Source organism: Actinacidiphila polyblastidii, assembly GCF_036353415.1.
In the GTDB taxonomy this organism is placed as follows: Bacteria; Actinomycetota; Actinomycetes; order Streptomycetales; family Streptomycetaceae; genus Actinacidiphila; species Actinacidiphila polyblastidii.
This window is the reverse complement of record NZ_JAZEWV010000013.1, coordinates 1-23,655: the sequence shown is the minus strand read 5'-3', so window position 1 is coordinate 23,655 and position 23,655 is coordinate 1. Positions and strand designations below refer to the sequence as shown.

The 23,655-nt window shown below is 75.7% G+C and carries 21 protein-coding genes, 1 pseudogene and 1 riboswitch; of the genes and pseudogenes, 15 read left to right on the top strand and 7 right to left on the bottom strand.

Translation table 11 applies throughout. From position 1 onward, the window contains the following. Positions 1 to 77 precede the first annotated feature (77 nt). The gene (locus tag V2S66_RS17630) at positions 78 to 1,178 is read right to left on the bottom strand and encodes a baeRF3 domain-containing protein (protein WP_330796522.1); all 1,101 of its coding nucleotides are present in this window, start codon (positions 1,176 to 1,178) and stop codon (positions 78 to 80) included. 446 nt (positions 1,179 to 1,624) lie between these two features. Here V2S66_RS17630 and V2S66_RS17625 point away from each other — a divergent pair, with 446 nt between their 5' ends. The 6 genes from V2S66_RS17625 to V2S66_RS17600 all read left to right on the top strand — a co-directional run bounded on the left by V2S66_RS17625 (position 1,625) and on the right by V2S66_RS17600 (position 8,935). Continuing rightward, entirely contained in the window at positions 1,625 to 2,602 is a 978-nt protein-coding gene (locus V2S66_RS17625) for a DUF4129 domain-containing protein (protein ID WP_330796520.1), read from the top strand. A gap of 125 nt (positions 2,603 to 2,727) precedes the next feature. Continuing rightward, the gene (locus V2S66_RS17620; RefSeq protein WP_330796519.1) at positions 2,728 to 3,273 is read left to right on the top strand and encodes a hypothetical protein; all 546 of its coding nucleotides are present in this window, start codon (positions 2,728 to 2,730) and stop codon (positions 3,271 to 3,273) included. Between the two features lie 106 nt (positions 3,274 to 3,379). Next, a complete protein-coding gene (locus V2S66_RS17615; RefSeq protein ID WP_330796780.1) occupies positions 3,380 to 4,351 on the top strand; it encodes an AAA family ATPase in 972 nt (323 codons plus the stop codon). Continuing rightward, positions 4,348 to 5,763 carry a DUF58 domain-containing protein gene (locus tag V2S66_RS17610; protein ID WP_330796518.1) on the top strand — a complete coding sequence of 472 codons (1,416 nt, stop codon included), beginning with the start codon at positions 4,348 to 4,350 and terminating at the stop codon, positions 5,761 to 5,763. Before V2S66_RS17615 ends, V2S66_RS17610 begins: the two co-directional genes overlap by 4 nt. Next, positions 5,760 to 6,287 (top strand): hypothetical protein, encoded by a 528-nt coding sequence (locus tag V2S66_RS17605; RefSeq protein WP_330796516.1) that lies wholly within the window; start codon positions 5,760 to 5,762, stop codon positions 6,285 to 6,287. Before V2S66_RS17610 ends, V2S66_RS17605 begins: the two co-directional genes overlap by 4 nt. A gap of 200 nt (positions 6,288 to 6,487) precedes the next feature. Further along, a complete protein-coding gene (locus V2S66_RS17600; RefSeq protein ID WP_330796514.1) occupies positions 6,488 to 8,935 on the top strand; it encodes a glycoside hydrolase family 2 protein in 2,448 nt (815 codons plus the stop codon). A gap of 30 nt (positions 8,936 to 8,965) precedes the next feature. Here the strand turns inward: V2S66_RS17600 and V2S66_RS17595 are convergent, their stop codons facing one another. Beyond that, entirely contained in the window at positions 8,966 to 9,544 is a 579-nt protein-coding gene (locus V2S66_RS17595; RefSeq protein WP_330796778.1) for a dienelactone hydrolase family protein, read from the bottom strand. A 662-nt stretch (positions 9,545 to 10,206) separates the two neighbouring features. On the opposite strand from V2S66_RS17595, the gene V2S66_RS17590 reads away from it, so the two are divergent. Continuing rightward, on the top strand, positions 10,207 to 11,106 hold the full coding sequence (locus V2S66_RS17590; RefSeq protein ID WP_330796512.1) for a putative protein N(5)-glutamine methyltransferase: 900 nt from the start codon (positions 10,207 to 10,209) through the stop codon (positions 11,104 to 11,106). 114 nt (positions 11,107 to 11,220) lie between these two features. After that, on the top strand, positions 11,221 to 13,830 hold the full coding sequence (locus V2S66_RS17585; RefSeq protein WP_330796510.1) for a glycoside hydrolase family 65 protein: 2,610 nt from the start codon (positions 11,221 to 11,223) through the stop codon (positions 13,828 to 13,830). Here the strand turns inward: V2S66_RS17585 and V2S66_RS17580 are convergent. Further along, entirely contained in the window at positions 13,788 to 14,108 is a 321-nt protein-coding gene (locus tag V2S66_RS17580; RefSeq protein WP_330796509.1) for a universal stress protein, read from the bottom strand. The two genes, V2S66_RS17585 and V2S66_RS17580, sit on opposite strands and share 43 nt — an antisense overlap. A gap of 135 nt (positions 14,109 to 14,243) precedes the next feature. On the opposite strand from V2S66_RS17580, the gene V2S66_RS17575 reads away from it, so the two are divergent. Continuing rightward, positions 14,244 to 15,155, top strand: a complete 912-nt coding sequence (locus V2S66_RS17575; RefSeq protein WP_330796507.1) for a universal stress protein — start codon at positions 14,244 to 14,246, stop codon at positions 15,153 to 15,155. A gap of 48 nt (positions 15,156 to 15,203) precedes the next feature. Then, on the top strand, positions 15,204 to 16,112 hold the full coding sequence (locus V2S66_RS17570) for a universal stress protein (RefSeq protein WP_330796505.1): 909 nt from the start codon (positions 15,204 to 15,206) through the stop codon (positions 16,110 to 16,112). A 77-nt stretch (positions 16,113 to 16,189) separates the two neighbouring features. Here the strand turns inward: V2S66_RS17570 and V2S66_RS17565 are convergent, their stop codons facing one another. From V2S66_RS17565 to V2S66_RS17550, 4 genes are all read right to left on the bottom strand, one after another. Continuing rightward, positions 16,190 to 18,322 (bottom strand): ATP-binding protein, encoded by a 2,133-nt coding sequence (locus V2S66_RS17565; protein ID WP_330796503.1) that lies wholly within the window; start codon positions 18,320 to 18,322, stop codon positions 16,190 to 16,192. Between the two features lie 120 nt (positions 18,323 to 18,442). Continuing rightward, the gene (locus V2S66_RS17560; RefSeq protein WP_330796501.1) at positions 18,443 to 19,234 is read right to left on the bottom strand and encodes a (2Fe-2S)-binding protein; all 792 of its coding nucleotides are present in this window, start codon (positions 19,232 to 19,234) and stop codon (positions 18,443 to 18,445) included. Continuing rightward, a complete protein-coding gene (locus V2S66_RS17555; RefSeq protein WP_330796499.1) occupies positions 19,231 to 20,091 on the bottom strand; it encodes a CbtA family protein in 861 nt (286 codons plus the stop codon). The genes V2S66_RS17560 and V2S66_RS17555 overlap by 4 nt, the downstream gene beginning before the upstream one ends. A 32-nt stretch (positions 20,092 to 20,123) precedes the next feature. Then, entirely contained in the window at positions 20,124 to 20,339 is a 216-nt protein-coding gene (locus V2S66_RS17550; RefSeq protein WP_413966417.1) for a CbtB domain-containing protein, read from the bottom strand. 37 nt (positions 20,340 to 20,376) lie between these two features. Next, positions 20,377 to 20,524, bottom strand: a riboswitch (cobalamin riboswitch). Between the two features lie 47 nt (positions 20,525 to 20,571). On the opposite strand from V2S66_RS17550, the gene cobF reads away from it, so the two are divergent. The 5 genes and pseudogenes from cobF to V2S66_RS17525 form a co-directional block, all read left to right on the top strand. Next, a complete protein-coding gene (gene cobF / locus V2S66_RS17545) occupies positions 20,572 to 21,339 on the top strand; it encodes a precorrin-6A synthase (deacetylating) (protein WP_330796774.1) in 768 nt (255 codons plus the stop codon). Positions 21,340 to 21,355: 16 nt separating this feature from the next. Next, positions 21,356 to 22,117, top strand: a complete 762-nt coding sequence (locus V2S66_RS17540; protein WP_330796497.1) for a cobalt-precorrin-6A reductase — start codon at positions 21,356 to 21,358, stop codon at positions 22,115 to 22,117. A gap of 169 nt (positions 22,118 to 22,286) precedes the next feature. Next, positions 22,287 to 22,943 (top strand): HD domain-containing protein, encoded by a 657-nt coding sequence (locus V2S66_RS17535; protein ID WP_330796495.1) that lies wholly within the window; start codon positions 22,287 to 22,289, stop codon positions 22,941 to 22,943. A gap of 40 nt (positions 22,944 to 22,983) precedes the next feature. Continuing rightward, a pseudogene (locus V2S66_RS17530) lies at positions 22,984 to 23,232 on the top strand (response regulator transcription factor); the annotation flags it as partial. A gap of 200 nt (positions 23,233 to 23,432) precedes the next feature. Continuing rightward, a partial coding sequence (locus V2S66_RS17525) for a DUF6296 family protein (protein ID WP_330796493.1) occupies positions 23,433 to 23,655 on the top strand: 223 nt, incomplete at its 3' end.

The following is a 23,655-nucleotide window of genomic DNA, read 5'->3' as shown; positions in this document are numbered from 1 at the left end:
GGCCCTCCAGCGGCCGGGCGCGCCGAGCCCGCCGGGCGCCGGGTGCGCGCACGGCGGGCTCGGGCCGGCGGGGGAGGTCAGAAGCGCAGGACGGCGGCGATGCGGCCGGAGCCGGCGAGGCTGTCGTCGGGCACGAAGTGCACGCGGGCGCCGGTGTCGAGAGCCTGCTCGGCGATCTCGTCGACGATGTCGTCGCGCGCGCCGCGCTCGGTGCGGTCCGCCGGCACCAGATGGTCGCCCTCGGTGCGCACGGTCGTCCGGTAGCCGTCCTCGATGGCCACGAGCGCGGCGCGGCCCTCGGAGACGCAGCTCCACACCTCGTCGACGCCGCCGGCGAACGCCTTGCGGCCGCGCGCCCGGTCCAGGTCGGCCAGCACCGAGACGACGACCTGCTCGTCCCGCTCGCGGTCGGCCTCCCGCACGGCGTGGCCGAGGGCCTGGGCGGGACCCTGAGCGAGCCCGCCCTGCGCGACCCGGGCGACGGCGCCGTGGGTGACGCCTCCCGTGTCGTCCAGCGCGGACAGCGCCTCGACCTCGCCGACCAGGTAGAGGGGCCGCGGGTCGGCCGCGAGCGCGACGCCCGCCGCCTCGGTGACCTCGCGCAGGAAGCGCCGGGTCTCCTCGTCGTTGAAGGTGCTCGGCGTGTCGCCGACCTGCTCCTGGTGCTCGGGGTCGAAGTCGATCTGCGGGCGGTGCACCGGGAACGCGCCGTTCACCTGCTCGGGCGCGTGCAGCTTGCCGCCGCTCCACAGGGTGGCGACCTCGGAGTCCACGGCGAGCACCCAGTACGGCTGCTCGGCCGCGTAGGCGGCGACCAGGTTGCGGGTCAGGAAGGTCTGCGCGAGCAGCACCCGGGCCGGCACCGAACGCCCGAGCGACCACACCTGGTGCTCGCCGGGCGCGGCGAAGATCGCCAGGCCGTCCTCCGCGTGCACCAGGTCGACCTCGCCCATCGCCAGGTCGAGCTGCTTGATCACGTCGATCCGGTCGGCCCTGGACACCTCGGGATCGTCGTGGACGGCCTCCTTCGCCTCCTCCAGCAGATTGCGCAGGCGCACGGGATCCTGGGCGTTCTCCGGCTCGCGCCGGTGGGTGGGGAGCAGGACCGACACCGCGGGGTACTTCCTGGGGCGGCGCAGATCGGCGAGTACGGCGGGGGTCAGCGGTGTGGACGGCATGGGCGGACCTTTCCGGCGGCGGAGCGCAGCGGAAATCGCTTTGTCTCTACCTGGATATCCCAATGTCCCGACATCCGCAGCCGGACCCCGCCCCACCTGGGCTTTCTTCTCCGGGGCCGATCGCTCCCCGCGCCGCCCCTCACCCGCCCGGCCCCCCGCGGGCTGCGGCCCGGCGGCCGGCACCGCAGCGTGGAGGGCGCCGGCGCTCCTCCCGAGCGGGCCTCCCGCGTCCTCCTGCCGCGGGTGGCCCCGGGGCCCGGCGGTGCCGAACGGCCGGCCGCCCAGGTCCCGGGCGGCCGGCGGTCCGTACGCCTGCGACCTGCGGGTCCGCCGGCCGGGACGGCCCCGGATCGGAGGCGCGCATTCCGCCGCGCGCCCGCAGGGCTGCTGCTGACAGGGCGGTTGCGGGTGTGCGAAGCTGCCGACGGCAAGGGAGGGGCGAGGCGTTGGGGTGGGAGAAGCCGACGGACGCGGACCGGCGGAGCGCGGCGGCGGGAGCCGGAGCGGCCGCGACGGCCGCGCTGGCCGTCGTGGTGATCGCGGGGGTGGTGCTCGGCGCGGTGCTGCTGCGCCCGGACGGGCACCTCTTCGTCCGCGGTCACGGGCTGCTCGGCGGCAACGTGGCCATCGCGGTCGGCCTGGCCGCGCTCGCCCTGGTCGGCGGGCTGCTGCTCCACGGCCGCCTGCAGGAACTGTCCTCGGACGGCCGCGAGCTCAGCCCGGTCGAGCAGCGACTGGCGGACGCCACCGGGTACGTGACGATGTTCGCCCCGTTCGCGGTGTCGCTGCTGCTGCTCGCCATGCACGCCTTCCACACCTCCGGCGGCTCGGACCACGGCTCGAACACGCCGACGCCCATCGCCACCGGGACCGCGGTGGCGACCCAGACGGCGACCATGACACCGCCGCCGCACCTTCGCCACACGCACCACTACGGGCTGGTGCGGATCCTGACCGGGATCGCCATCGCGCTGGCGGCGGCGCTCGTGGTGGTCGCGGGGGTGTTCCTGTGGCGGCAGGTCCGGCGGATGGCGCCGCACGAGGCGCAGGAGCCCTACGACGCGGTGGACGACGACGAGCGCGAACTGCTCGCCCAGGCCGTCGACTCCGGGCGGCGGGCACTGCTGGCCGGCGACGACCCGCGGGCCGCGGTCATCGCCTGCTACGCCGCGATGGAGGAGTCGCTCGCCGCCTCCGGTGTGGTCAGACGCGCCTCGGACAGTCCGCAGGACCTGCTGGAGCGGGCGGTGGCCAAGGGACTGCCGGCCGGTGACGCCGCCGCCGACCTCACCGCCCTGTTCCGTGAGGCCCGCTACTCCCGCCATCCCATGGACGCCGGGCACCGGGAGCGCGCGCAGGCCGCACTCACCGCGATCGCCGACCGGCTCGAAGCGCTCGCGCCGGCCACCGAGGGCACGTCATGAGCCTCCCTGGCACCGGCGCCCCCCCGCCCGGCGGCCGGCCGCCCGGGGCGGTGAAGCCGGGGGCGGCGCCGCCCAGGACCGCGAAGCCGGGGGCGGCGCCGTCCGGGAGCCCCAAGCCCGGGGCGGTGAAGCGCCTGATGCAGGAGCCGGGTTCGGTCCGCCACTCGCTGACCGTGCTGGGCACCGTCGCCGTCACCGCCGTCGTGCTGCTGGGCCTCGCCGACGGCGCGGCCGCCGCCGCGACGGGGCTCGCACTGATCACCGTCGTCGCGCTGGCCGTCGTCCGCTACGTCGCGGGCGCCGACTCCCAGGACAGCGGCTACCGCAAGTCCGTCCGCCTGCTGGGCGGCCAGCGGCTCGCGGTCGGCGACTGGCAGCTGATCGTCCGCAGGACGCTCGGCGAGGACGCCGAGATCCACTTCGGCACCACCATGCGCCCGCAGCTGCAACGGCTGTTCGCCGCGCGGCTCGCCGAGGTGCACGGCGTCGAACTGCACCGCGACCCGCGGCGCGCCGCCGCGCTGGTCGGCCCCGACCTGTGGCCGTGGATCGACCCGCAGGCCGGACCGCCGCAGCCGGTGCTGACCGAGCAGGTGCTCCGCACCCTGCTCGACCGCCTCGAAACACTGTCAACCGCGCGGCCGCTGCCGCGCCACGACCAGGCACAGTGAGGACCGTTCCGTGACCAGCAGCCAGCCCAGCATCCATGACGGCTCCGACGCGCCGCACGCCGGCGAGGACCAGGCGACCGCTGCGGCGCCCGCGGTCGCCGACTCCCTGACGCCGGAGCAGGCCGGTGCGCTGGCCGCGGAGGTGCTCACCGAGATCCGCCGCGCGGTGGTCGGCAAGCCGGAGCCGCTGGCGCTGGTGATGCTCGGCATCCTGGCCGGCGGCCACGTCCTGATCGAGGACCTGCCGGGCCTGGGCAAGACGCTGCTGGCGCGGTCCTTCGCCACCACGCTCGGACTGGACTTCCGGCGCATCCAGTTCACCCCCGACCTGCTGCCCTCCGACGTCACCGGCGCGCCCTTCTACGACCAGCGCAGCGGCGACATGGTCTTCCGCCCGGGGCCGGTCTTCACCCACCTGCTGCTGGCCGACGAGATCAACCGCACCCCGCCCAAGACGCAGGCCGCGCTGCTGGAGGCGATGGCCGAGTCCCAGGTGACCATCGACGGCAGCACCCGGGCGCTGCCCGACCCGTTCGTGGTCGTCGCCACCGCCAACCCCATCGAGTACGAGGGCACGTACACGCTTCCTGAGGCGCAGCTCGACCGGTTCCTGCTGCGGGTGCGGATGGGCTACCTGACGGCCCCGCAGGAGACCGGCATGCTGCGGGCGCGGATCGACCGGGCGGCCCCCGAAGCGGCGCTGCGCACCCTGAGCGGGCCGGCGCAGGTGCTCGCCATGCGGGCGGCCGTCGAACGCGTCGAGGTCGAGGACGACCTGCTGGACTACGTCATCGCCCTGGTCGGCGCCACCCGCGCGCACCCGCACATCCAGGTCGGCGCCTCGCCGCGCGGCGGGCTCGCGCTTGTGCAGCTGGCCCGCGCCCGCGCCGTCCTTGAACTGCGCGACTACGTGACCCCCGAGGACGTCAAGTCCGTCGCGGTGCCCGCCCTCGCGCACCGGGTCACCCTCAGGCCCGAGCTGTGGGTGCGGCAGATCGCGGCCGACGACGTGCTGCACGAGATCGTCCGCTCGGTGCCCGCGCCGCAGACCATGCCGCGCGCCGTCGTCGCCTCATGACCGCCCCGGCATCCGCCGCCGCGGACCCGGCGCCCGCTCCCGGCGCGGGACCCGGGGCCGCCGGGGCCGCGGCGCCCGGCGGGCCGCGCCGGATGCCGCCGAGCGTCGAACGGGCCCTCGGCGGGAACCACGCGACCCCCGCCGAACCGCCGCCCGCACCGCCGGCGCACTGGCGGGTCGGCGAACGGGCGCTGCGCTACGGCACGGTGGCCGCCGTGGCGCTGTCCGCCGCGCTCGTCACCGGGCGGCCCTGGCTGCTGGCGCTGGCCGCGGGACCGCTGGCGCTGCTGGCCATGGCCACGCCGCTGCGCGGCCGGCCGCAGCGGATCGAGGCGACCGCCGAGGTCGGGTCCCGGCGCTGCTTCGAGGGCGAGGAGGTCACCGCCAGGATCGCGGTCGCCCATGACGGCGAGGCGGGCCGGCTGGACCCCGGCGTCACCCTCGGCCCCGGCGTCCGGCTGGACGCCCTGACCGTCGGCCGCCACCACCTCGACCTGCGCTTCACCGCGGAGCGCTGGGGCCGCTGGACGCTCGGCACCGTCGACATCGACGTCTACGACACCGGCGGCCTCGCCCGCCGCACCGTACGCGTCCCCCTCGGCGAGGTCGCGGTCTTCCCGGTGCCCTCGCACGCCGGGCTGACCCCCATCCCGGTGCGGCTGCCGCAGCGCTTGGGCGAGCACACCGCGGTCCAGCGCGGCGAGGGCGTGGAGGTCACCGGCGTCCACCCGTACGTGCGCGGCGAGCGGCAGCGGCGCATCCACTGGCCGGCCACCACGCGGCGCGGGTCGCTGCAGCTGAACCAGTTCGCCGCCGAGCGCACCGCCGACACCGTGGTGCTGCTCGACGTGCTGACCGACGTGGTCGAGCCCGACACCGGGACCTCGTCCCTCGACGAGACCTTCCGCGCCGCCGCCGGGCTGGTCCGCGCCTACCTGCGCACCCACGACCGGGTGGGCGTGGTCTCCGTCGGCGGCGCCACCCGGTGGCTGCAGCCCGGCAGCGGCGACACGTACTTCTACCGGATCGTCGAGACCGTGCTGGAAGTCCGCAAGGACCTCGCCTACCGGTCGGCAGGACTCGACCGGCTGCCGCCGCCCGCCCTGCCGGAGGGCGCCCTGGTGTACGTCTTCACCCCGCTCACCGACCAGCGCATCCTCGACGTGCTGCACCAGGTGCGCGCCGGGACCAACCCGATGGTCGTGGTGGAGATCGCCACCGGCGACCCGTACGTCGACCCGGACGACCCGCAGGCGCAGCTCGCGCTGCGGCTGTGGCGCGCCGACCGGCAGGCGATGCGGTTCGCGCTCGCGGAGCGGGGCATCGCGGTGGTCGCCCACCAGCCGGGGGAGACCCTCGACCTGCCCCTCGCGCCGCTGCTGCGCACCCGCATCCACGGAGGCACCCGATGAGCGCGCGCCTGGACCGGTTCACCGCGCGGCTGCTGGGCGCGGGCCTGGTGATCGCCGCCTGCGACCCCACCGGGGGCAGCCGCCCCGGGCTGGACTGGGCGTTCACGGCGGTCGCGGCGGGCGCCGCGTGGTGGGCAGGCCCGATGGTCGACACCCGGCCGGTGCAGACCTCGCTGCGCTGGTACCGGATCGCCGCCCGCCGGCGCACCACCGTGCTCCCGGTCGCCGCGGTGGTGATCGCCGCGCTCACCACGCCGCCCGGCTGGCTCGCCGCCTGCACCGCGGCGCTGCTCGTGGCCTACCTGCTGGTCACCGACCTGTGGACGCGCGGTGTGACCGCGCCGCGCGGGTCGCGCCCGGTCGCGCCGGCCCTCGCGGCGGCGGCCGCCACGGCGGTGGTCTTCCTCGCCGCGCGGATCCCGGTCGCCGGCACGTCCTGGGGGCGGCTGCCCGCGGCGCTCGCGCTGACCGCCGCGATGGCCTGCCTCGGCCTCGCGCTGGTCCGGCGCCGCACCGCCCGCTGACCCCGGGCGGTCCTCCGGCGTTCCCGGCCGGTTCTCGCCCGGATCCGGATCGGTTCTGGATCGGTTCTGGATCGGTTCAGCGAACACGCCGTATCGGGTCAACGACCCGCTTCCCGTCTGCTCTCGCCGTGCTTTACCGTTTAACCGATCGTGGCAGCCCGGTTCCACCGGACGCCGGAACCGCGGGGCAAGGAGCAGGGATGAAGGACGTCACGCCGGTCGTCGACGGGTGGAGGCTCCGCCTTCCCGAGGGCGGCACCGTCCCCGCTGCCGTACCCGGCTGCGTGCACACCGACCTGATGGCCGCGGGACTGCTCGCGGACCCGTTCCTCGACCGCAACGAGACCGAGGCGGCCTGGGTCGGACGCGCCGACTGGACGTACGAGACCGCACTCCCACCGGGCGGCACCGCGCACGAGCGCACCGACCTGGTCTTCGACGGCCTGGACACGGTCGCCGAGGTGCGGCTCGGCGGAACCGTGCTCGGCGCCACCCGCAACATGCACCGCGGCCACCGCTTCGACGTCACCGACGCGCTGGCCGCCGCGGGCCCCGCGCGGACGCCGCTGACCGTGGCGTTCACCTCCGCGTACACCGAGGCCGAGCGGGTCCGCGCGCTCGTCGGCGACCGGCCGAACTCGTACCCCGAGCCGTTTCAGTACGTCCGCAAGATGGCCTGCTCCTTCGGCTGGGACTGGGGGCCGACGCTGGTCACCGCGGGGATCTGGAAGCAGGCCAGGCTGGAGCGCTGGTCCACCGCGCGGCTCGCCCGGGTCACCCCGCTGGCCACCGTGGACGGCGCCGCGGGGCGCGTCGAGGCCAGGCTGGCGATCGAGCGCACCGCCGCGGGCGCCGGGCACCCGCTGACCGTGCGGCTGCGGGTGGGGGAGAGCGCCGTCGAGGCCGAGGTGCCCGCCGGCGCGGACACGTTATCGGTCACCGCCGAGGTCGCCGACGCCGCCCTGTGGTGGCCCCGCGGCTACGGCGAACAGCCGCTCCACGACTGCGAGATCACCCTGCTCGACGGCGCGGCGGAGCTCGACCGCAGCCGGCACCGGATCGGCTTTCGCAGCGTCACGGTCGACACCTCCGGCGACGCGCACGGCAGCGCCTTCACCCTGGTCGTCAACGGCGTCCCGATCTTCGCCCGCGGCGTCAACTGGATACCCGACGACGTCTTCCCCTCCCGCGTCACCCCCGCCCGCTACCGCCGCCGGCTGGAACAGGCCGCCGCGGCCGGCGTGGACCTGATCCGGGTCTGGGGCGGTGGCATCTACGAGAGCGACGACTTCTACGACGCCTGCGACGAACTCGGCCTGCTGGTCTGGCAGGACTTCCCCTTCGCCTGCGCCGCCTACCCCGAGGAGCAGCCGCTGCGCTCGGAGGTCGAGGCGGAGGCGCGCGAGAACGTCGCCCGGCTCGCCCCGCACCCCAGCCTCGCGCTGTGGAACGGCAACAACGAGAACCTGTGGGGCTTCCGCGACTGGGACTGGGAGCAGGACCTCGCCGGGGACTCCTGGGGCGAGGGCTACTACCTGGGCCTGCTGCCGCGCGTCGTCGCCGAGACCGACCCGACCCGGCCGTACTGGGCTGGCAGCCCCTGGTCCGGCTCGTGGGACCACCACCCGAACGACCCCGGCCACGGCACCGCGCACTCCTGGGAGGTGTGGAACCGCCGCGACTACGGCGACTACCTCGCCGAAGTGCCGCGGTTCGTCGCCGAGTTCGGCTGGCAGGCGCCGCCCGCGTACGCCACCGTGCGCCGCGCCGTCAGCGACCGGCCGCTGGCCCCGGACTCGCCCGGCATGCTCCACCACCAGAAGGCCGCCGACGGCAACGGCAAGCTCGACCGCGGCCTGGCCCACCACTTCCCGGTCCCGGCGGACTTCGACACCTGGCACTACCTGACGCAGGTCAACCAGGCCCGCGCGATCTCCACCGGCGTCGAGCACTGGCGCTCGCACTGGCCGCGCTGCGCCGGCACCGTCCTGTGGCAGCTCAACGACTGCTGGCCGGTGACCTCCTGGGCCGCCGTCGACGGCGACGAACGGGAGAAGCCGCTCTACCACGAGCTGAAGCGGCTCTACGCCGACCGGCTGCTCACCGTCCAGGAGCGTCCCGGCGGCCTGACCGCGGTCCTGGTCAACCAGAGCGCCGAGGAGTGGACGGGCACGGTGGTGCTGCGCAGGGTCGCGGTGGACGGCACCGTGCTCGCCGAGGCGCGGCAGGAGTTCACCGCCGGCGCGCGCACCGTCGCCCAGGCCCCGGTGCCGCCGGACCTGCGGCCTCCGGCGGGCGCCGACAAGGAGCTGCTCGTCGCGGTGGCGGACGGCCTGCGCGCCCACTGGTTCGCGGTGCCGGACAAGGACTTCGCCTATCCGGCGCCGCGCTGGGACATCGAGGTGGCCGCCGCGGGCGGCACCGCCGAGGTCACTGTGACCGCCCGCACCCTGCTGCGCGACCTACTGCTTCAGGCGGACCGGCTCGGCCCGCACGCCGCCGCGGACCGCGGCCTGGCCACCCTGCTGCCGGGCGAGAGCACGACGATCACGGTGCGCGGCTGGGAGCGGCCCGGCCCCGACGCCGCGGCGGCAGCCCTCTTCACCGTCAACGACGCGGTGGCCGGCCGGCAGCGCCCCGCCGGCTGACCGCCCCTCCCGGCCGCCGCCACGGCAGGGTCACCCGACCGTGTCGAGGAACCCCAGCACCCGCTCGGTGAGCAGCTCCGCCGCGGGCCGGTCGTACGAGGGCAGGCCGCGGTCGGCGAACAGGTGGCCGTCGCCGGGGTAGAGGTACAGCTCCGCGGCGTCGGCCGCGGCGACCAGCTCGCGCGCCGCGTCGAGGTCGCCCTCGCCGGCGAAGGAGGCGTCCCGCTCCATGCCGTGCACCTGGACCGGGACGCCCTTCGGCCAGGCGCCGCCGAACTCCGCGAGCGGGACGCACGCCTCCATGAACAGCGCGCCGACCGCTCCCTCCCTGGTCTGCGCGAGCAGCTGCGCGGGCAGCACGCCGAGTGAGAACCCGGCGTAGACGAGACCGGCCGGCAGCTCCTGCGCGACGGCCCGGCCGCGTTCGGCGATCGTCCCGAAGCCGATCTCCCGGGCGTGCCCGACGCCCGCCTCCAGGTCGCCGAAGACCCGTCCCTCGTAGAGGTCGGGGAGGTGGACGGTGTGGCCGGCCTGCTCCAGCCCCGCGGCGAACTCCCGGACGCCGGGCGTCAGTCCCTGCGCGTGATGGAACAACAGCACCTCGGCCATGGCGCGCTCCTCTTCTGCGCGGCGCCCCCGCGGCGCCGTCGACGGCACGAGTATCGCCCGGGCCTGTGACAACCGGCCGGCGCGGCGCTCCGGCCCGGCGCCCACCCGGAGGTCGGTCCGCTGGGTGGGGACCTTGATGTCGCCGGTCACGGTGGACGGGTCGGCGGGGGAGGCGGCGGAACCGCCGCCCGAGGAGCCGCCGCCGCAGGCCGTCGCCAGCAGCGCCATGGCGGCGAGCAGCGAGCCGGTCGGTGCTCTGCGCTCCCCGGGCACCATCTCCGTTGTCACGACGTCGGGCCGACCCCGCCCGGGAGGGGACGAGTCGCGCGGGGCGCTGCTCAAGCGATTGAGTAGGCGGACGGCGTTGCTGTCACGCTGGTTTGCGGGGCATCACTGGGAGCGAATCGGCGCTGATGCTTAACCGTTCCATTACCCTGGCGGCGGGTATCCGGCCGTGCCGGCCCGGCCGTGGCCGCGGCCGGCGCGGTGCGGTAGGTTGAGGCCCGCGGCGCGCCCTGTGCGCCGCCCGCGACGAGCCGAGGAGGTGGGACCGATCACCGCAACCGCAGACCGGACACTCCCGCCCCGCGGCCGCGCCGACTGAGCGCGACACCTTCGCGCCGCAGGCCGGGGAGCGTCCACAGGCTCCCGAAAGGCTTCCCATGCCCGACTCCACGGCACCGCGATCCACCGCCGCCTCCGCACCCGCCTCCGCCGCTGACCGCACCGGCCCGCCGGCGTCCCGCCCCCCGACGCCCCGCCCGCTCGCGGGTGCCACCGCGCAGACGGTCGCCGCGCTGCGGGCCGCCGGCTGCGTCTTCGCCGAGGAGGAGGCGCGGCTGCTGATCGAGGCCGCGGACGGCCCGGCCGACCTCGCCGCCAAGGTCGCCCTGCGCGCGTCCGGGCTGCCGCTCGAACACGTCGTCGGCTGGGCCGAGTTCGCCGGGCTGAGGATCGCGGTGGACCCCGGGGTGTTCGTCCCCCGCCGCCGCACCGAGTTCCTGGTCGACCGCGCCCTCGCGCTCGGCCGCGAGGGCGCCGTCGTGCTCGACCTGTGCTGCGGCTCGGGTGCGGTCGGCGCCGCCCTCGCCACCGGCCTGCGCGGCGTGGAGCTGCACGCCGCCGACCTCGACGCGGCCGCCGTCCGCTGCGCCCGCCGCAACGTCGCCCCGCTCGGCGGTACCGCCTACGAGGGCGACCTCTACGCCCCGCTGCCCGGCCGGCTGCGCGGCCGCGTGGACCTGCTGGCCGCCAACGTGCCGTACGTCCCCACCGCCGAGGTCCCGCTGCTGCCCGCCGAGGCGCGCGACCACGAGGCGCCGCTCGCCCTGGACGGCGGCCCCGACGGGCTGGACGTGCTGCGCCGCGTCGTCGCCGGGGCCCCGCGGTGGCTCGCCCCCGGCGGCGCCCTCCTCTTCGAGACCACCGAGCGCCAGGCCCGGGAGGCCGTACGCATCCTGCGCCGGGCCGGCCTGACCCCGGACGTCGCCACCGACGAGGACATGCACGCCACGGTGGTGGTGGGCCGCGCGTCCGCGCAGCGGGCACCGGGAACGGACTGACGCGCGGCGTGCCCGCCGGGCGAGCGGCCGGGCCGAGCCGCCGGCTGAACCGCCCCCGAGTTGTGGAATGCCCCGGTTGTGCTGCGATGGATAGCGGGCACGGAAGGACCGCTCATGACAGAGGGCTGGATGTGGCGGTACGAGGGTTACGACGCAGCCCAGGAACGACTGCGCGAGTCCCTGTGCACGCTCGGCAACGGATACGTCGCCACGCGCGGCGCGGCCGCTGAGGCGCGCGCCGGACCGGTGCACTACCCGGGCACCTACGCGGCCGGCTGCTACGACCGGCTGGCCTCGAAGGGCCGGGGCCCGGACGAGGGGAGCGAGGGCGCCCGGGGCCCGGACGCCGACGGCCCGGAGCGCGAGGGCGCGGCGGTCGGGCGCGAGGAGCTCGTGAACCTGCCCAACTGGCTGCCGGTGCGGGTGCGGGCCAGGGGCGGCACCTGGGTGTCGCCGGACGACTGCGCCGTGCTCGGCTACCGGCAGGACGTCCACCTGCGGCACGGCACGATGACCCGGCGGATGCGGCTGCGCGACGACGACGGCCGGACCATCGTCGTCGAGGAGGCGCGGCTGGTGCACATGGGCGACCCGCACCTCGCCGCCCAGCGGATACGCGTCGAGGCCGACGGCTGGGCCGGCCTGGTCGAGGTCGAGTCCGCGCTGGACGGCGACGTCGCCAACCAGGGCGCCGAGCGCCACCAGGACTCCGACGGCCGCCACCTCGCCGGCCTGCGCACCGGCGCAGCGCCGCCCGCCACCGTCTGGCTGAGCTGCCGCACCGCCTCCTCCGGCGTCGAGGTCGCGCTGGCCGCCCGCACCCGCGTCGAGGAGGGCACCGAGGTCACCTCGTGGGACGCCGCCGGGCCGGACGGCGCGACGCACACCGTGGTCCTGCCGATCGCCCCCGGCCGGCCTGTCGTGGTGGAGAAGACGGTCGCCGTGCACACCTCGCGCGACCCGGGGATCGGCGACCCCCTGCGCGCGGCGCTCGACCGGCTGGCCCGGGCGCCCGGCTACGCGGCGCTGCTCGACGGGCACGTATCGGCCTGGGAGCGGATCTGGCGGCGCGCCGAGCTGGAGGTCCCCGGCCGGGCCGGCCACCTGCTGCGGCTGCACCTCTTCCACGTCCTGCAGACCCTGTCGCCGCACACCGCGGGGCTCGACACCGGCGTCCCCGCCCGCGGCCTGCACGGCGAGGCGTATCAGGGCCACGTCCTGTGGGACGAGCTGTTCGTGCTGCCGTTCCTGAACCTGCACCTGCCGGAGGTGTCGCGGGCGCTGCTGCTCTACCGCCACCGCCGCCTGGGCGCCGCCTGCCGGGCCGCGAGCGAGGCCGGGGAGCAAGGCGCGATGTATCCCTGGCGCAGCGGCGGCGACGGCCGTGAGGAGACGCGGAGCGCCTCCCTGGACCCGCGCTCGGGCCGCCGGGTGCCGGACCGCCTGCACCTCCAGCGGCACGTCGGCTCCGCGGTCGCGTACAACGTCTGGCAGTACTGCCTGGCCAGCGGCGACACCGACTTCCTGCACCGGCAGGGTGCCGAGATGCTGCTGCAGATCGCCAGGTTCTGGGCGCACACCGCCGTCTGGGACCCGCCGACCGGGAGCTACCGGATCCGCGGCGTCGTCGGCCCCGACGAGTTCCACGACGGCTACCCCGGCGTGCGGGAGGCGGGGCTCGACGACAACACGTACACGAACGTCACCGCCGCGTGGGTGCTCAGCCGCGCCCTGGAGCTGTCCGCCATGCTGCCGGCGCCGCACCGTGACGAGCTGCTGGGGCGGCTGGGCATCGACGGCACCGAGACCGCGCTGTGGGAGGACGTCGCACACCGGCTGCGCGTCCCGTTCCACGACGGCGTGATCAGCCAGTTCGACGGCTACGGCCGGCTCGCCGAGCTCGACTGGGACGCCTACCGCGGGAGGTACGGCGACATTCGCCGACTCGACCGCATCCTGGCGGCCGAGGGCGACAGCGTCAACCGCTACCAGGTCTCCAAACAGGCTGACGTGCTGATGCTGGGCTACCTCTTTCCCCCGGCCGAACTGGCCGCCTTGTTCGCCCAGTTGGGGCACCGGCTGGACGAGGGCACCTGGACGGCCACCGTCGACCACTACCTGCGGCGGACCAGCCACGGCTCGGCTCTCAGCGGTCTGGTGCACGGCTGGGTGCTGGCCCGCTCCCGGCGGGCCGAGGCGTGGTCGTACGTCCACGAGGCCCTGATCGGCGACGTGGCCGACGTCCAGGGCGGCACCACCGGGGAGGGCATCCACCTGGGCGCGATGGCCGGCACGCTGGACCTGGTGCAGCGCGGTCTGACCGGCCTGGAGCCGCGCGCCGACGCGCTGCGCCTCGACCCGGCGCCACTGCCCGAACTCTCCCGCTACCACCTCTCGTTGCGCTACCGCGGCCACCGGGGAATCGGACTGACCGTGAAGCAGGGGCGGTTGCACCTGCGGCTGCCGGACTCGGGAGAGGACCCGCTCGCGGTCGTCGTGGGCGACGCCGGCCCGGCCCGGCGGACGGCGAGCGTCGCCCCGGGACACGAGATCACCGTGGACCTCGCCGACGGGTCCGGCTCGGAACGCGCCGACGGCGCCGGCTCAGGACGGCGGCCCGGCCCGGCCGGCCCGGCCCGCGCCGGACACCCGCGGGAAGCGGCCCGGCCGGCCGGTCCCGCTCAGGCGTCCGGCGGAGACGGCGTCACGAGCAGAGGGCAGTAGGTGCGATGCACCAGCGAGCGGCTGGTCGAGCCGAGCATCGTGCCGCGGAAGCCGCCGCGGCCGCGGGAGCCGACGACCAGGCAGCGGGCGTACCGGGCCGCGGAGGCGAGCGAGGCGGCCGGCTCACCGCTGAGGATCTCGTGCCGCACCGCGACGTCCGGGTACCGCTCGCGGTGGCCGGCCAGCAGATCCGACAGGTGCAGCGCGGAGTCCTCCAGGAACTCCGGCCACGCCGCGTCCCTGCGCCGGCGCACCTCGACCGCGGGCCCGGTCCGCACCGCGTCAGGCCGGCCGCGCCGCCGTCGGCCGGGCGCCGCGGAGACACCCCGCGGCCCGGTCCCGGCCGCTCGGGAGCACCGGGCCCGACCGCGCCCGCGGGCGCGGCGCGTCCTGACCACGACAAGGCGGTGGCGATGATGACGCATCCCGTGGTGGCCGCGGTGGACGGATCGCCGGAGAGCCTGGCGGCAGCCGCCTGGGCGGGCGCGGAGGCGCAGCTGCGCGCGGCGCCGCTGCGGCTGCTCACCGTCTGGCAGCCGCCGATGAGCAGCGCCCGGTTCACATCGAGCCACGAGCGGCTGCGGTCCTGGGAGGAGAACCGGATGCGGGAGGCCGCCGACGCGCTCGCCGCGCGCCGCCCCGGCCTCGACGTCACGATCGAGCAGGCCGCCGGCACCCCGATCAGGCTGCTGCTCGACGCCGGAGCGGGCGCCGAGATGATCGTCCTCGGCTCGCGCGGCCTCGGCGGCACCGCCGGCTTCTTCTACGGTTCCGTCGGCCTGCACCTGCTCGCGTCCTGCGAGCGGCCGGTCGTCCTGGTCAGGGCGACCGACACGACGGGCTGCACGGTGGACCGCGGGGGCGCCGACGGCGCCGGGGCCGCCGGCGGCAGGCCAGCGCCGTGCGTGGTGCTCGGCCTGGACCTCGGGCGCAGCTGCGGACCCGTGCTGTCCTTCGCCTTCGAGGAGGCGGCCGCCCGCCGCGGGGCACTGCGCGTGGTGCACGTGTGGAACGTGCACCAGAGGTACGGCTACGGAGCCCCCGCCCTCGACGCCGCCGCGGCGCGCGAACTCCACGCCGAGCAGCAGCAGGCGCTGACCGCGCTGCTCGATCCCTGGCGCGCCCGCCACCCCGGCGTGGACGTCACGGCGGACGTCGTCGACGGACCCGTCGCCGGACGGCTGGTCGAGGCGGCGCACGGAGCCCACCTGCTGGTCGTCGGCCGGCGCTCGCGGCACGCCGCGGCCGCCACGCACATCGGCCCCGTCACCCACGGGGTGGTGCACCACGCGGCCACTCCGGTGGCCGTCGTCCCGCACACCTGACAGCGAAGCAGGATGCTGGGAGGGAGACCGACGAAGGAGGCGGACATCATGCGCCGCACCGTCATCGCCGCAGTCGACGGCTCCTCCGCGAGCATGGCGGCGGCAGAATGGGCCGCCGGGGAAGCCCTGCACCGCGGCACCTCGCTGCACCTGCTGAACGCCGTCGCGCCCCGGCCGGGCAGCAGCAGCCTCGTGGCACCCACCGACCCGCACACCCGCCCGAAGAACCCGGGGTGGTCGCCGTTCGAAGCGGCGGACGACCTCGGCCGGGCCCATCCCGGGCTTCGGGTCACCGCCGACCAGGTGGCCGGGCAGACGCTGCCGGTGCTCTTCGGCGCCGCCGACCGGGCGGACCTGCTGGTGCTCGGATCGCACGGCACCGGCGCGGTGTCCGGGTTCCTGCTCGGCTCGGTCGCGCTCACCGTCGTCGGCCAGTCGCCCGTGCCGGTGATCCTGGTCAGGGCCGGCCACCAGGCGGCCGGCGAGCACCGCCCCGACGACCGGCACCGGGCCACGACCGGCACGCCGTTCCTCGACGTCGTCCTGGGACTGGACCTGGTACGGCCCAGCGAGCGGCTGATCGAGTTCGGCTTCGAGGCGGCCGCCCGCCGCGCCGCCACCCTGCGCGTGGTGCACGGCTGGAACGCCCAGGTGCCGTACGGGTTCGGCGACGGCGAGCCGGACGACGGCAGCGGGAACCGCCTGGCCACGCAGGTGACCGGCGCCCTCGCGGCCATCCTGGAGCCGTGGCGTTCGAAGTTCCCGCACACCGACGTGGTGGGGGAGACCATGGTGGGCCGCGCCGACCGGCATCTGCTCGACGCCGCCTCCCAGGCGTCGCTGCTCGTCATCGGCCGCCGCCCGCGCGCCTCCCGGGTCGCCGCGCACATCGGCGCGACCTCGCACTCGGTGCTGCACCGTGCGCTGACGCCGGTGGCGGTGGTGCCGCACGAGTGAGGCCGCGCGGGCCCGCCCGGTCGTGCGGGCGCGCGGTGGCGTCAGGTGTCCGCCCGGCGGAGGTGCCCGACGGAGGTTCAGTCGAGGCCGAGGTCGTCCGGCAGCAGCGCCGTGCTGAGCGCGGCGGGCCCGTGCGCCGCCGCGCCGCGCGCGTACGCGGCCGCGTAGCCGTCGTCGCCCAGGGCCTCCCGCGCGGTCTGCTCGCAGCGCTCGCGGACGAACTGCAGCTCCGGGGCGCCGCGCTGCGGATGGCCCACGCTGCGCCAGTACGCCCCGCCGGTCCCGTACACGACGGCGGCCTGCTCCGGGCGGCTGTCCGCGGCCAGCGCGGCGGCCAGCACGTCCAGACCCAGCGCGATCCCGAAGGCGTCGCCGAGCAGGCGCTTGCTCTCCAGCATGGTGCGGGCGTAGCCGACCGCGTCGGTCGGGGAGGACGAGAAAAGCGCCACCACGGAGAGCTGGTAGTCCAGATAGGAGCGGGTCCAGACCTCGCCGGTGCGCACGCACTGCTCGCGTAACGCCAGCGCCAGCGTGCGGCCTTCGTCGAAGGACCCCAGCGCGGTCAGCGACAGCACCTCCACCAGGGCGCAGCGCAGCCGGTCGGGGGAGTCGAAGGGGCTGCCGGGGGCCGCCGCCAGCGCGTCGCGCACCGCGGCGAGGGCCTTGGCCGGCTCTCCCATGAGCATGCCGAGCAGCCCGGTGAGGCAGGCCGCGCCGATGCGCTCCTCGACCTGGTCGCCGCCCGCCTCGACGGCCGCGCGCACCTCGGCGCTGATCGCGGCGGCGGTCTCGTAGTCCCCTTGCAGGGTGATGGTCGCGCCGAGTCCGATCAGCGCGCGGGTGCGGTCGGGGCCGGGCGCGGTATGCAGCTCCAGGGCGCGTTCGAGGTAGTCGCGGGCCTCCTTCAGATGGCCGCAGCAGGTCCAGAAGTACACAAGCAGGCCCCCGAGTTCGGCGGCCGTCGCCGGGTCGTGGGCGAGCCAGTGGTCGAGGGCGCCGCACAGGTCGGGGTACGCGTCCTCGATCAGCCGGTAGCCGAGGAGCTGGGAGCTGCCCGACCACCGGGCGTCGGCCCAGCGGGCCAGCGCGGTGAAGTGGTCGGCGTGGCGCCGTGCGGTCGCCTCGGCCTCGCCCAGCTCGCCCAGCCAGTCCTGGCCGTACTCGCGGATGGTGTCGAGCATCCGGAACCGCTCACCGGACTCGCCGTCCGTACGGGCCACCACCGACTGGGCGACCAGCCGCCGCAGGGCCGGCGCCACGTCGGCGGCGCCGAGCGGCCCGCCGACCGCGACGGCCCTGGCGGCGGCGAGGTCGAAGGACCCGCGGAAGACGCTGAGCCGGGCCCACAGCAACCGCTCCAGCGGCGCGCACAGTTCGTGGCTCCAGCCGATCGCGGTGCGCAGCGTCTGGTGGCGACGCGGCCAGACGAAGTCCGAGCGGGCCAGCACGTCGAAGCGGGAGCCGAGCCGCTCGGACACGTCGGCGACCGAGGCGGGCCCGACCTGGGCCGCCGCCAGCTCGATGGCCAGCGGAATGCCCTCCAGCCGCCGGCAGACGCTCCTGGCCGCCGCGTCCGCACCGGGCGCCTCCAGCGGGGCCCTGCCCAGCCGCCCGGCGACCCGCTCGGTGAACAGCGCCAGCGCGTCCGGCCCACCGGAGGGCAGCGGCGCGACCTCGACGACCTCCTCGCCGCGCGAGGACAGCGAGCGGCGGCTGGTGGCCAGCACGGTCAGCCCCGGCGCGGCGGTCAGCAGCTCGCCCACCAGGTGCGCACACGCCTCGACCAGGTGCTCGCAGGAGTCCAGCACCAGCAGCAGCCGCTTGTCGGCCAGCCATTCGCACAGCGCCTCGACGGGCATCCGCGGCGAGTGGTCGGCGAGGTCGACGGCGTCGCTCACGGTGGGCAGCAGCAGATGGGGGCCGTCCAGCGTGCTCAGGTCGGCCCACCAGGCGCCGTCGGGGAAGCGTTCGGCCGCGCGGTCGTTGTCGTGTGCGGAACCGATTCGCCCGTAGGCGCTGTACTCCCGCTCCACGGAGGCCGGAGCGGCGCTCAGTCCCCTCGCCGCCCGCTGCGCCAGCCGGGTCTTGCCGACCCCGCCGGCCCCGGTCAGGGTGATCAGCCGGTGCCGCGCCAACGCCGTTCCCAGCACGGACAGTTCCGGCCCCCGGCCGACGAAGCTGGTGGTCTCCTGTGGAACATTGCCCTCCATGGTCACAGCTTCGCATCACCGGCGCACGGGTTGGGCCGTCGCGGATCGACCGCGACCGGTTTGAGCCAATGACGTGCGAAAGCATCACCGCAGGCGTGCGGAAGGGGTAGGGACGCTCCGTCAGTCGCGCCGCAGTACGCAGTCCCCGCAGAGCGCCCCGGCGGCGTCGGGCGCCGCGCGGTAGATGAGGCAGCAGCTGCGCCGGCGGAAGGCGCCTGACGGGGTGCGGGTCGCCGCGCCGCGCAGCGGGGGCCGTTCCAGGAGCAGCGTGGCGAGGGTACGGGCCCGGTGCGCGAGGCCGGGAGCGGCGGACGCGGCCATGGCCGCGGCGCCGTTGACCGCGGAGGCTGTGTTGCCGCGCACGATGTGCGGTGACACGCCCAGGTCGGCGAAGGGGGCGGCGAGTTCCCGCAGCGGACCGTCCAGCAGCCCGGCGGCGAGTGCGTCGGCCAGTGCGTCGGCGGGCGCGGCGGCCTCGGCGGGCGCGGCTGCCCCCTGGCCGGTGACGGAGCGCGGCAGCGACAGCGGGAACGGCCGGCCCAGGACCGGCTGCCAGCGCAGGGCGGCCAGCGGCGGCACGGGCGGGACCCGCCCGTGCAGCAGGGCGTGCGCGAGGAACGGGGAGAGCACCCGGGCCACGAGGCCCAGGTGTGTCACGGAGGCGGCCACCCGCGACTCCACCGCCTCGGCGGGCTGCCCGCCGCCCGCGGCCAGCCGGGCGCGGACGGCGGCGACCCGCTCGCCGAGCACCGGCGAACCGTCGGCCAGTTCGGCCATCGACCGCCACGGCGGGCGGACGGGCCCGCCGTGGCGGCCGTCGTCGTGCCACTCGACGGCGAAGAACGGTCCGAGCGCCGCCGACTCCGCCTGCCAGGCGTCCGCCGACGGCGCGTCGCCCGGCGACGGGCTCACGCCCCGACCGGGTCCGGCTCGCGTACGCGCCGCGCACTGGTCACCGGCTCCAGCACCCGATCCGCGAGGGGCCCGAAGACCAGCCCGATCGCGCCCCACAGCAGCAACTGCGCGGCGACCGAGTAGAGCCGGAAGGAGAACAGCACGTCCGCGGGGAAGCCCGGGTAGACGATCCTCCCCCGCGCGTCGGTCAGCGGCAGCGGCGTCTCCGTCGCGTGGCGGCCGTACTCGCGCGTGTTGGCGGACAGTTCGCCCAGCGACGGCAGCAGCGCCATCACCGCGCCGATCGCCACCACGAAGCCGGCCGCCGCCATCAGCGTCGCGTTGCGGTTGCCGAACCGCGGTGCGAGCCGCCGGCCCCACCACACGGCGAGGCCCAGGAAGAGCAACGAGCAGACCACCATGATCAGATAGAGACCGGTGCGCGCTCTGATGGTCTCCTCGTGGCCGATCGCCGGCGGATTGGCCGGATACTTCAGGAACGGCACGAGGTACAGGCCGAGAAAGCCGCCGCCGGCCACCAGCAGCGCCAGGTTGCGGGCGCGCAGCCCGCCGACCCGGCCCAGGCACACGGTGTAGACGACGGCGAACATCGCCCCCATCGCCATGCCGAACAGCACCAGCCCGACGCCGATGCCGACATCGGCCTGGACGGTACGGCTGAAGAGGTCGGGATCCGCGGCCTCGGCGGGCAAGCCCGCGGCCTTGTCGAGTGCGGCCTGCGCCGCGTCCCTGCCGCTCTCGTAGTCAATTGCCCTGGCGATCTGGGGTTCCGCGAAGATCCGCGCGAACGTGAATGCGAGAATCCCGGCGATTGCGCCGGCCAGCAGGCCGCGCAGAATGAGCCGCTTTTCCATGTCGAGTTGTCCGCTCTGCCTGTCGGTGGGGATCAGTGGCAGGGGAAACCGAGGAAGTGCCGGGCGTCGTGGACGAACTCGTGGACGTGCATGTCCTTGCCGAAGACCGACACGGCGCCTTGGTCGACGCCGATGAAGTAGTAGGCGGCGAGCGCGAATATCGCGGTGCCGACCAGCCAGAACACGGCCTTGGAGACGGGCAGGACGACCGGAGTGGCCGAGGTGGTGGGAGCGGACACAGTGCTCACGGGGTGGGCCTCCTTCAGGGATCAGGCGTCCCTCGATCATTGGGGCGTCGTGACGGCGGAGTGTCTGACTCTCCGATCACCTGCGGTGAGCGGAACACAGTGGCGCGACCGTGCCGGAATCACACCGGCTTCCTCATGCCATCACGAACGGCAAGCGTAGGGGGACCCGAACAAGCCCGTCAATGCGTGCCGCGTGCCGTGTGCCACACTCCGGTTCGTGCAACGGACGAAAATGATCCACGTCATCGGAATCGGAGCCGGCGACCCCGAGCAGCTCACCGTGCGGGCGGCCCGCGTGATCGGGCGCACCGATGTCTTCTTCCTCGTCGACAAGGGCAGCGCCAAGTCCCAACTCAACGAGGTGCGCGAGGGAATCCTCGCCGAGCACGCCTCCGGCGCGCACCGCGTGGTGGTCGTCCGCGACCCCGACCGCGACCGCACGGCGGCCACGCCCGGATACGCGCCCGCCGTCGGCGACTGGCGGAGCCGCCGCGCCGACGCCTTCGAGCGCGTGATCGGCGAGGAGTTGGCGGACGGTCAGAGCGGCGCGTTCCTGGTCTGGGGCGATCCGGCCCTGTACGACAGCACGTTGGCGGTTCTGGAGGAGGTGCACGCGCGCGGCGCGGTCGCCTTCGACTGGGCCGTCGAGCCCGGCATCAGCAGCGTCTCCACCCTCGCCGCGCGGCACCGCACCGGCCTCAACCAGGTCGGCCGGCCGGTGCAGATCACCACCGGCCGGCGGATCGCGGACGGCGGCCTGCCCGCCGGCGTGGACGACGTGGTGGTGATGCTCGACGCCCACCAGGGCTTCACCGCGCTGACCGGCCTCGGCCTGCACATCTACTGGGGCGCCTACCTCGGCACCGAGGACGAGATCCTCGTCGAGGGGCTGCTGGACGAGGATCTCGCCCTGCGGATCTCCGAGGTCAGGGCGCAGGCCCGCGCCCGCAAGGGCTGGATCATGGACACGTACCTGCTGCGCCGGCCTGCCGCGCGATGACGGCGGCGCGACGGCGGTGACCGAAGGGCACGTGCTGATCCTCGGCGGCACCACCGAGGCCCGCTCGCTCGCCGAACTCCTCTGCGGGCAATCGGCGTTGAGGGTCACCACCTCGCTGGCCGGCCGGACGGCCGCGCCCCGCGGCGGTACGCCCGGCGCCATCCGCAGCGGCGGCTTCGGCGGTGCGGACGGCCTGGCGGCGTGGCTGCGCGAGCACCGCGTCGCCGCGGTGGTGGACGCCACGCACCCCTTCGCCGCCGCGATCAGCGCGCACGCCGCCGACGCCGCCGCGCGCCGCGGCGTCCCGCTGCTCGCCCTGCGCAGGCCCGGCTGGACGGCCGCGCCCGGCGACCGCTGGCACCGGACCGACAGCCTCGCCGAGGCGGCCGACCTGCTGCCGCGGCTCGGCGCGCGCGCCTTCCTCAGCACCGGCCGCCAGGACCTCGCGGCCTTCGCCGCGGTGGACCTGTTCTGCCTGATCCGCTGCGTCGAGCCGCCCGCCGCGCCGCTGCCGGCCCGGCGTCATGTCCTGCTCGCCCGCGGCCCGTTCACCCTGGACGCCGAGCGTGCGCTGCTGCGTGAGCACCGGATCGACGTCCTGGTCACGAAGGACAGCGGCGGCGAGGCCACCGCGGCGAAACTGACCGCCGCCCGCGAGCGGTCCCTGCCGGTGGTCGTGGTGCGACGCCCGCCGCCCCCGCCGGGCGTCCCGCTCGCGACCACCGTCGCCCAGGCGGCGTCGTGGCTGGCGCCTCTGACCCGGCCCGCGAACGCCTGACCGCGGGGCACGCCCAGGGCCGCGGCACCGTCGTCGCCCCGACGCCATGTCCGGATCTGTGGGCTGTACGGCCCCACGGCCATGGCACGGCGGCCGCACACCGCCGATGCTAGAGGAGGGGCGGCCGGCCGGCCGCCCTCGTATCCGACGGAAGGCGCAGGTGGCAGCCATGACCAGCGACACGACCTCCGAGACGGCACCCGCCGGCGTGTCCGTGCCCGACACCAAGCTGGCCAGGGAGGCCACCGCGCTGGTGCGCGACACCGTCAGCGAGCTGATCTACCACCACTCGCGCCGCGTCTTCTTCTTCGGCAGCCTCCAGGGCCGCAACCGCGACCTGAGCTTCGACCCCGAACTGCTCTACATCGGCGCGATGTTCCACGACCTGGGCCTCGGCGAGGCGTTCCACGGCAGCGGCCGGCGGTTCGAGGTGGACAGCGCCGACGAGGCCAGGAGGTTCCTGCGCGGTCACGGCGTTCCCGAGGACAGCATCCGCCGGGTCTGGACGGCCATCGCCCTGCACACCACCCCGGGCGTCCCGGAGTACATGGAGCCCGAGGTCGCCCTGGTGACCGCGGGCGTCGAGTACGACGTGCTCGGCATCGGCTACGGGGACGTCGGCGACGCCGACCGCGCCGCGATCACCACGCTGCACCCCCGCCCCGACTTCAAGCGGCGCATCCTGGGCGCCTTCACGGACGGGGTGCGGGCCAAGCCCGAGACCACCTTCGGCAACGTCAAGGCCGACGTCCTCGCCGCCTACCTGCCGGGCTTCGAGCGCGGCGACTTCGTGACGACGATCCTCGACTCCCCGTGGCCCGAGTGACCCCGGCGCGGCGCGCCCCGGATGAGCGGCGTCGAGGCGATCCGTCGCCCAGAAGCTGATCGGCCACGTCAGGGCGCCCGCCGCCGAGCCGCGCGAGGCGGTCACCGACCGGGAGCTGGAAGTGCTCCGGCTGGTCGCCGCCGGCACCACCAACAGGGAGGCGGCCAGGCGGCTGTTCATCAGCGAGGCGACGGTCAAGACCCATCTGCTGCACCTGTACGCGAAGTTGGGCGTCCGCGACCGCGCCGCCGCGGTGGCCGCCGGCTACGAGGCCGGCCTGCTCGGCTGAGCCCCCCACGGTCACCCTCCGCACGCGGCGGTTGCTCTGGGTCGTCGTCGAGGGGGGGGCGACATGCCGCCGTGGCCCGTATGCGCCTTGGCTTCCGGCCGGCGGGGAGGCGCTCGCGGGGCGGCGGGTGGAAAATCGGTAGGAGCCCAGAGAGGCAGGCCCGACGGTGCACCGCGCCCACGGCCTGGTCGGGAGGCACCATGGAGTACCCCGAACGGTACGAGCTGGTATTCGAGGAGCCCGCTGCGAACGAGGGCGACACCGTCGTCGTCCACCGCACCGGGACCTCCGGCGCCGGCGGCAGCCCCGTATACGAGGACGACACCGGGATCGTCCGCGCGGAGATCAACGCGGACGGCGAGATCCGCATGATGGCCAGCGGCGGCCACCAGGTGCTCGCGGAGCCGCGGGCCGTGCGGTCCA

Bases quoted from the DNA above. Each gene is read 5' to 3' on its own strand.
- V2S66_RS17630 (WP_330796522.1), bottom strand. From the start codon at position 1,178: ATGCCGTCCACACCGCTGACCCCCGCCGTACTCGCCGATCTGCGCCGC.
- V2S66_RS17610 (WP_330796518.1), top strand. From the start codon at position 4,348: ATGACCGCCCCGGCATCCGCCGCCGCGGACCCGGCGCCCGCTCCCGGC.
- V2S66_RS17605 (WP_330796516.1), top strand. From the start codon at position 5,760: ATGAGCGCGCGCCTGGACCGGTTCACCGCGCGGCTGCTGGGCGCGGGC.
- V2S66_RS17600 (WP_330796514.1), top strand. From the start codon at position 6,488: ATGAAGGACGTCACGCCGGTCGTCGACGGGTGGAGGCTCCGCCTTCCC.
- V2S66_RS17595 (WP_330796778.1), bottom strand. From the start codon at position 9,544: ATGGCCGAGGTGCTGTTGTTCCATCACGCGCAGGGACTGACGCCCGGC.
- V2S66_RS17590 (WP_330796512.1), top strand. From the start codon at position 10,207: ATGCCCGACTCCACGGCACCGCGATCCACCGCCGCCTCCGCACCCGCC.
- V2S66_RS17585 (WP_330796510.1), top strand. From the start codon at position 11,221: ATGACAGAGGGCTGGATGTGGCGGTACGAGGGTTACGACGCAGCCCAG.
- V2S66_RS17575 (WP_330796507.1), top strand. From the start codon at position 14,244: ATGATGACGCATCCCGTGGTGGCCGCGGTGGACGGATCGCCGGAGAGC.
- V2S66_RS17570 (WP_330796505.1), top strand. From the start codon at position 15,204: ATGCGCCGCACCGTCATCGCCGCAGTCGACGGCTCCTCCGCGAGCATG.
- V2S66_RS17565 (WP_330796503.1), bottom strand. From the start codon at position 18,322: ATGGAGGGCAATGTTCCACAGGAGACCACCAGCTTCGTCGGCCGGGGG.
- V2S66_RS17555 (WP_330796499.1), bottom strand. From the start codon at position 20,091: ATGGAAAAGCGGCTCATTCTGCGCGGCCTGCTGGCCGGCGCAATCGCC.
- cobF (WP_330796774.1), top strand. From the start codon at position 20,572: ATGATCCACGTCATCGGAATCGGAGCCGGCGACCCCGAGCAGCTCACC.
- V2S66_RS17535 (WP_330796495.1), top strand. From the start codon at position 22,287: ATGACCAGCGACACGACCTCCGAGACGGCACCCGCCGGCGTGTCCGTG.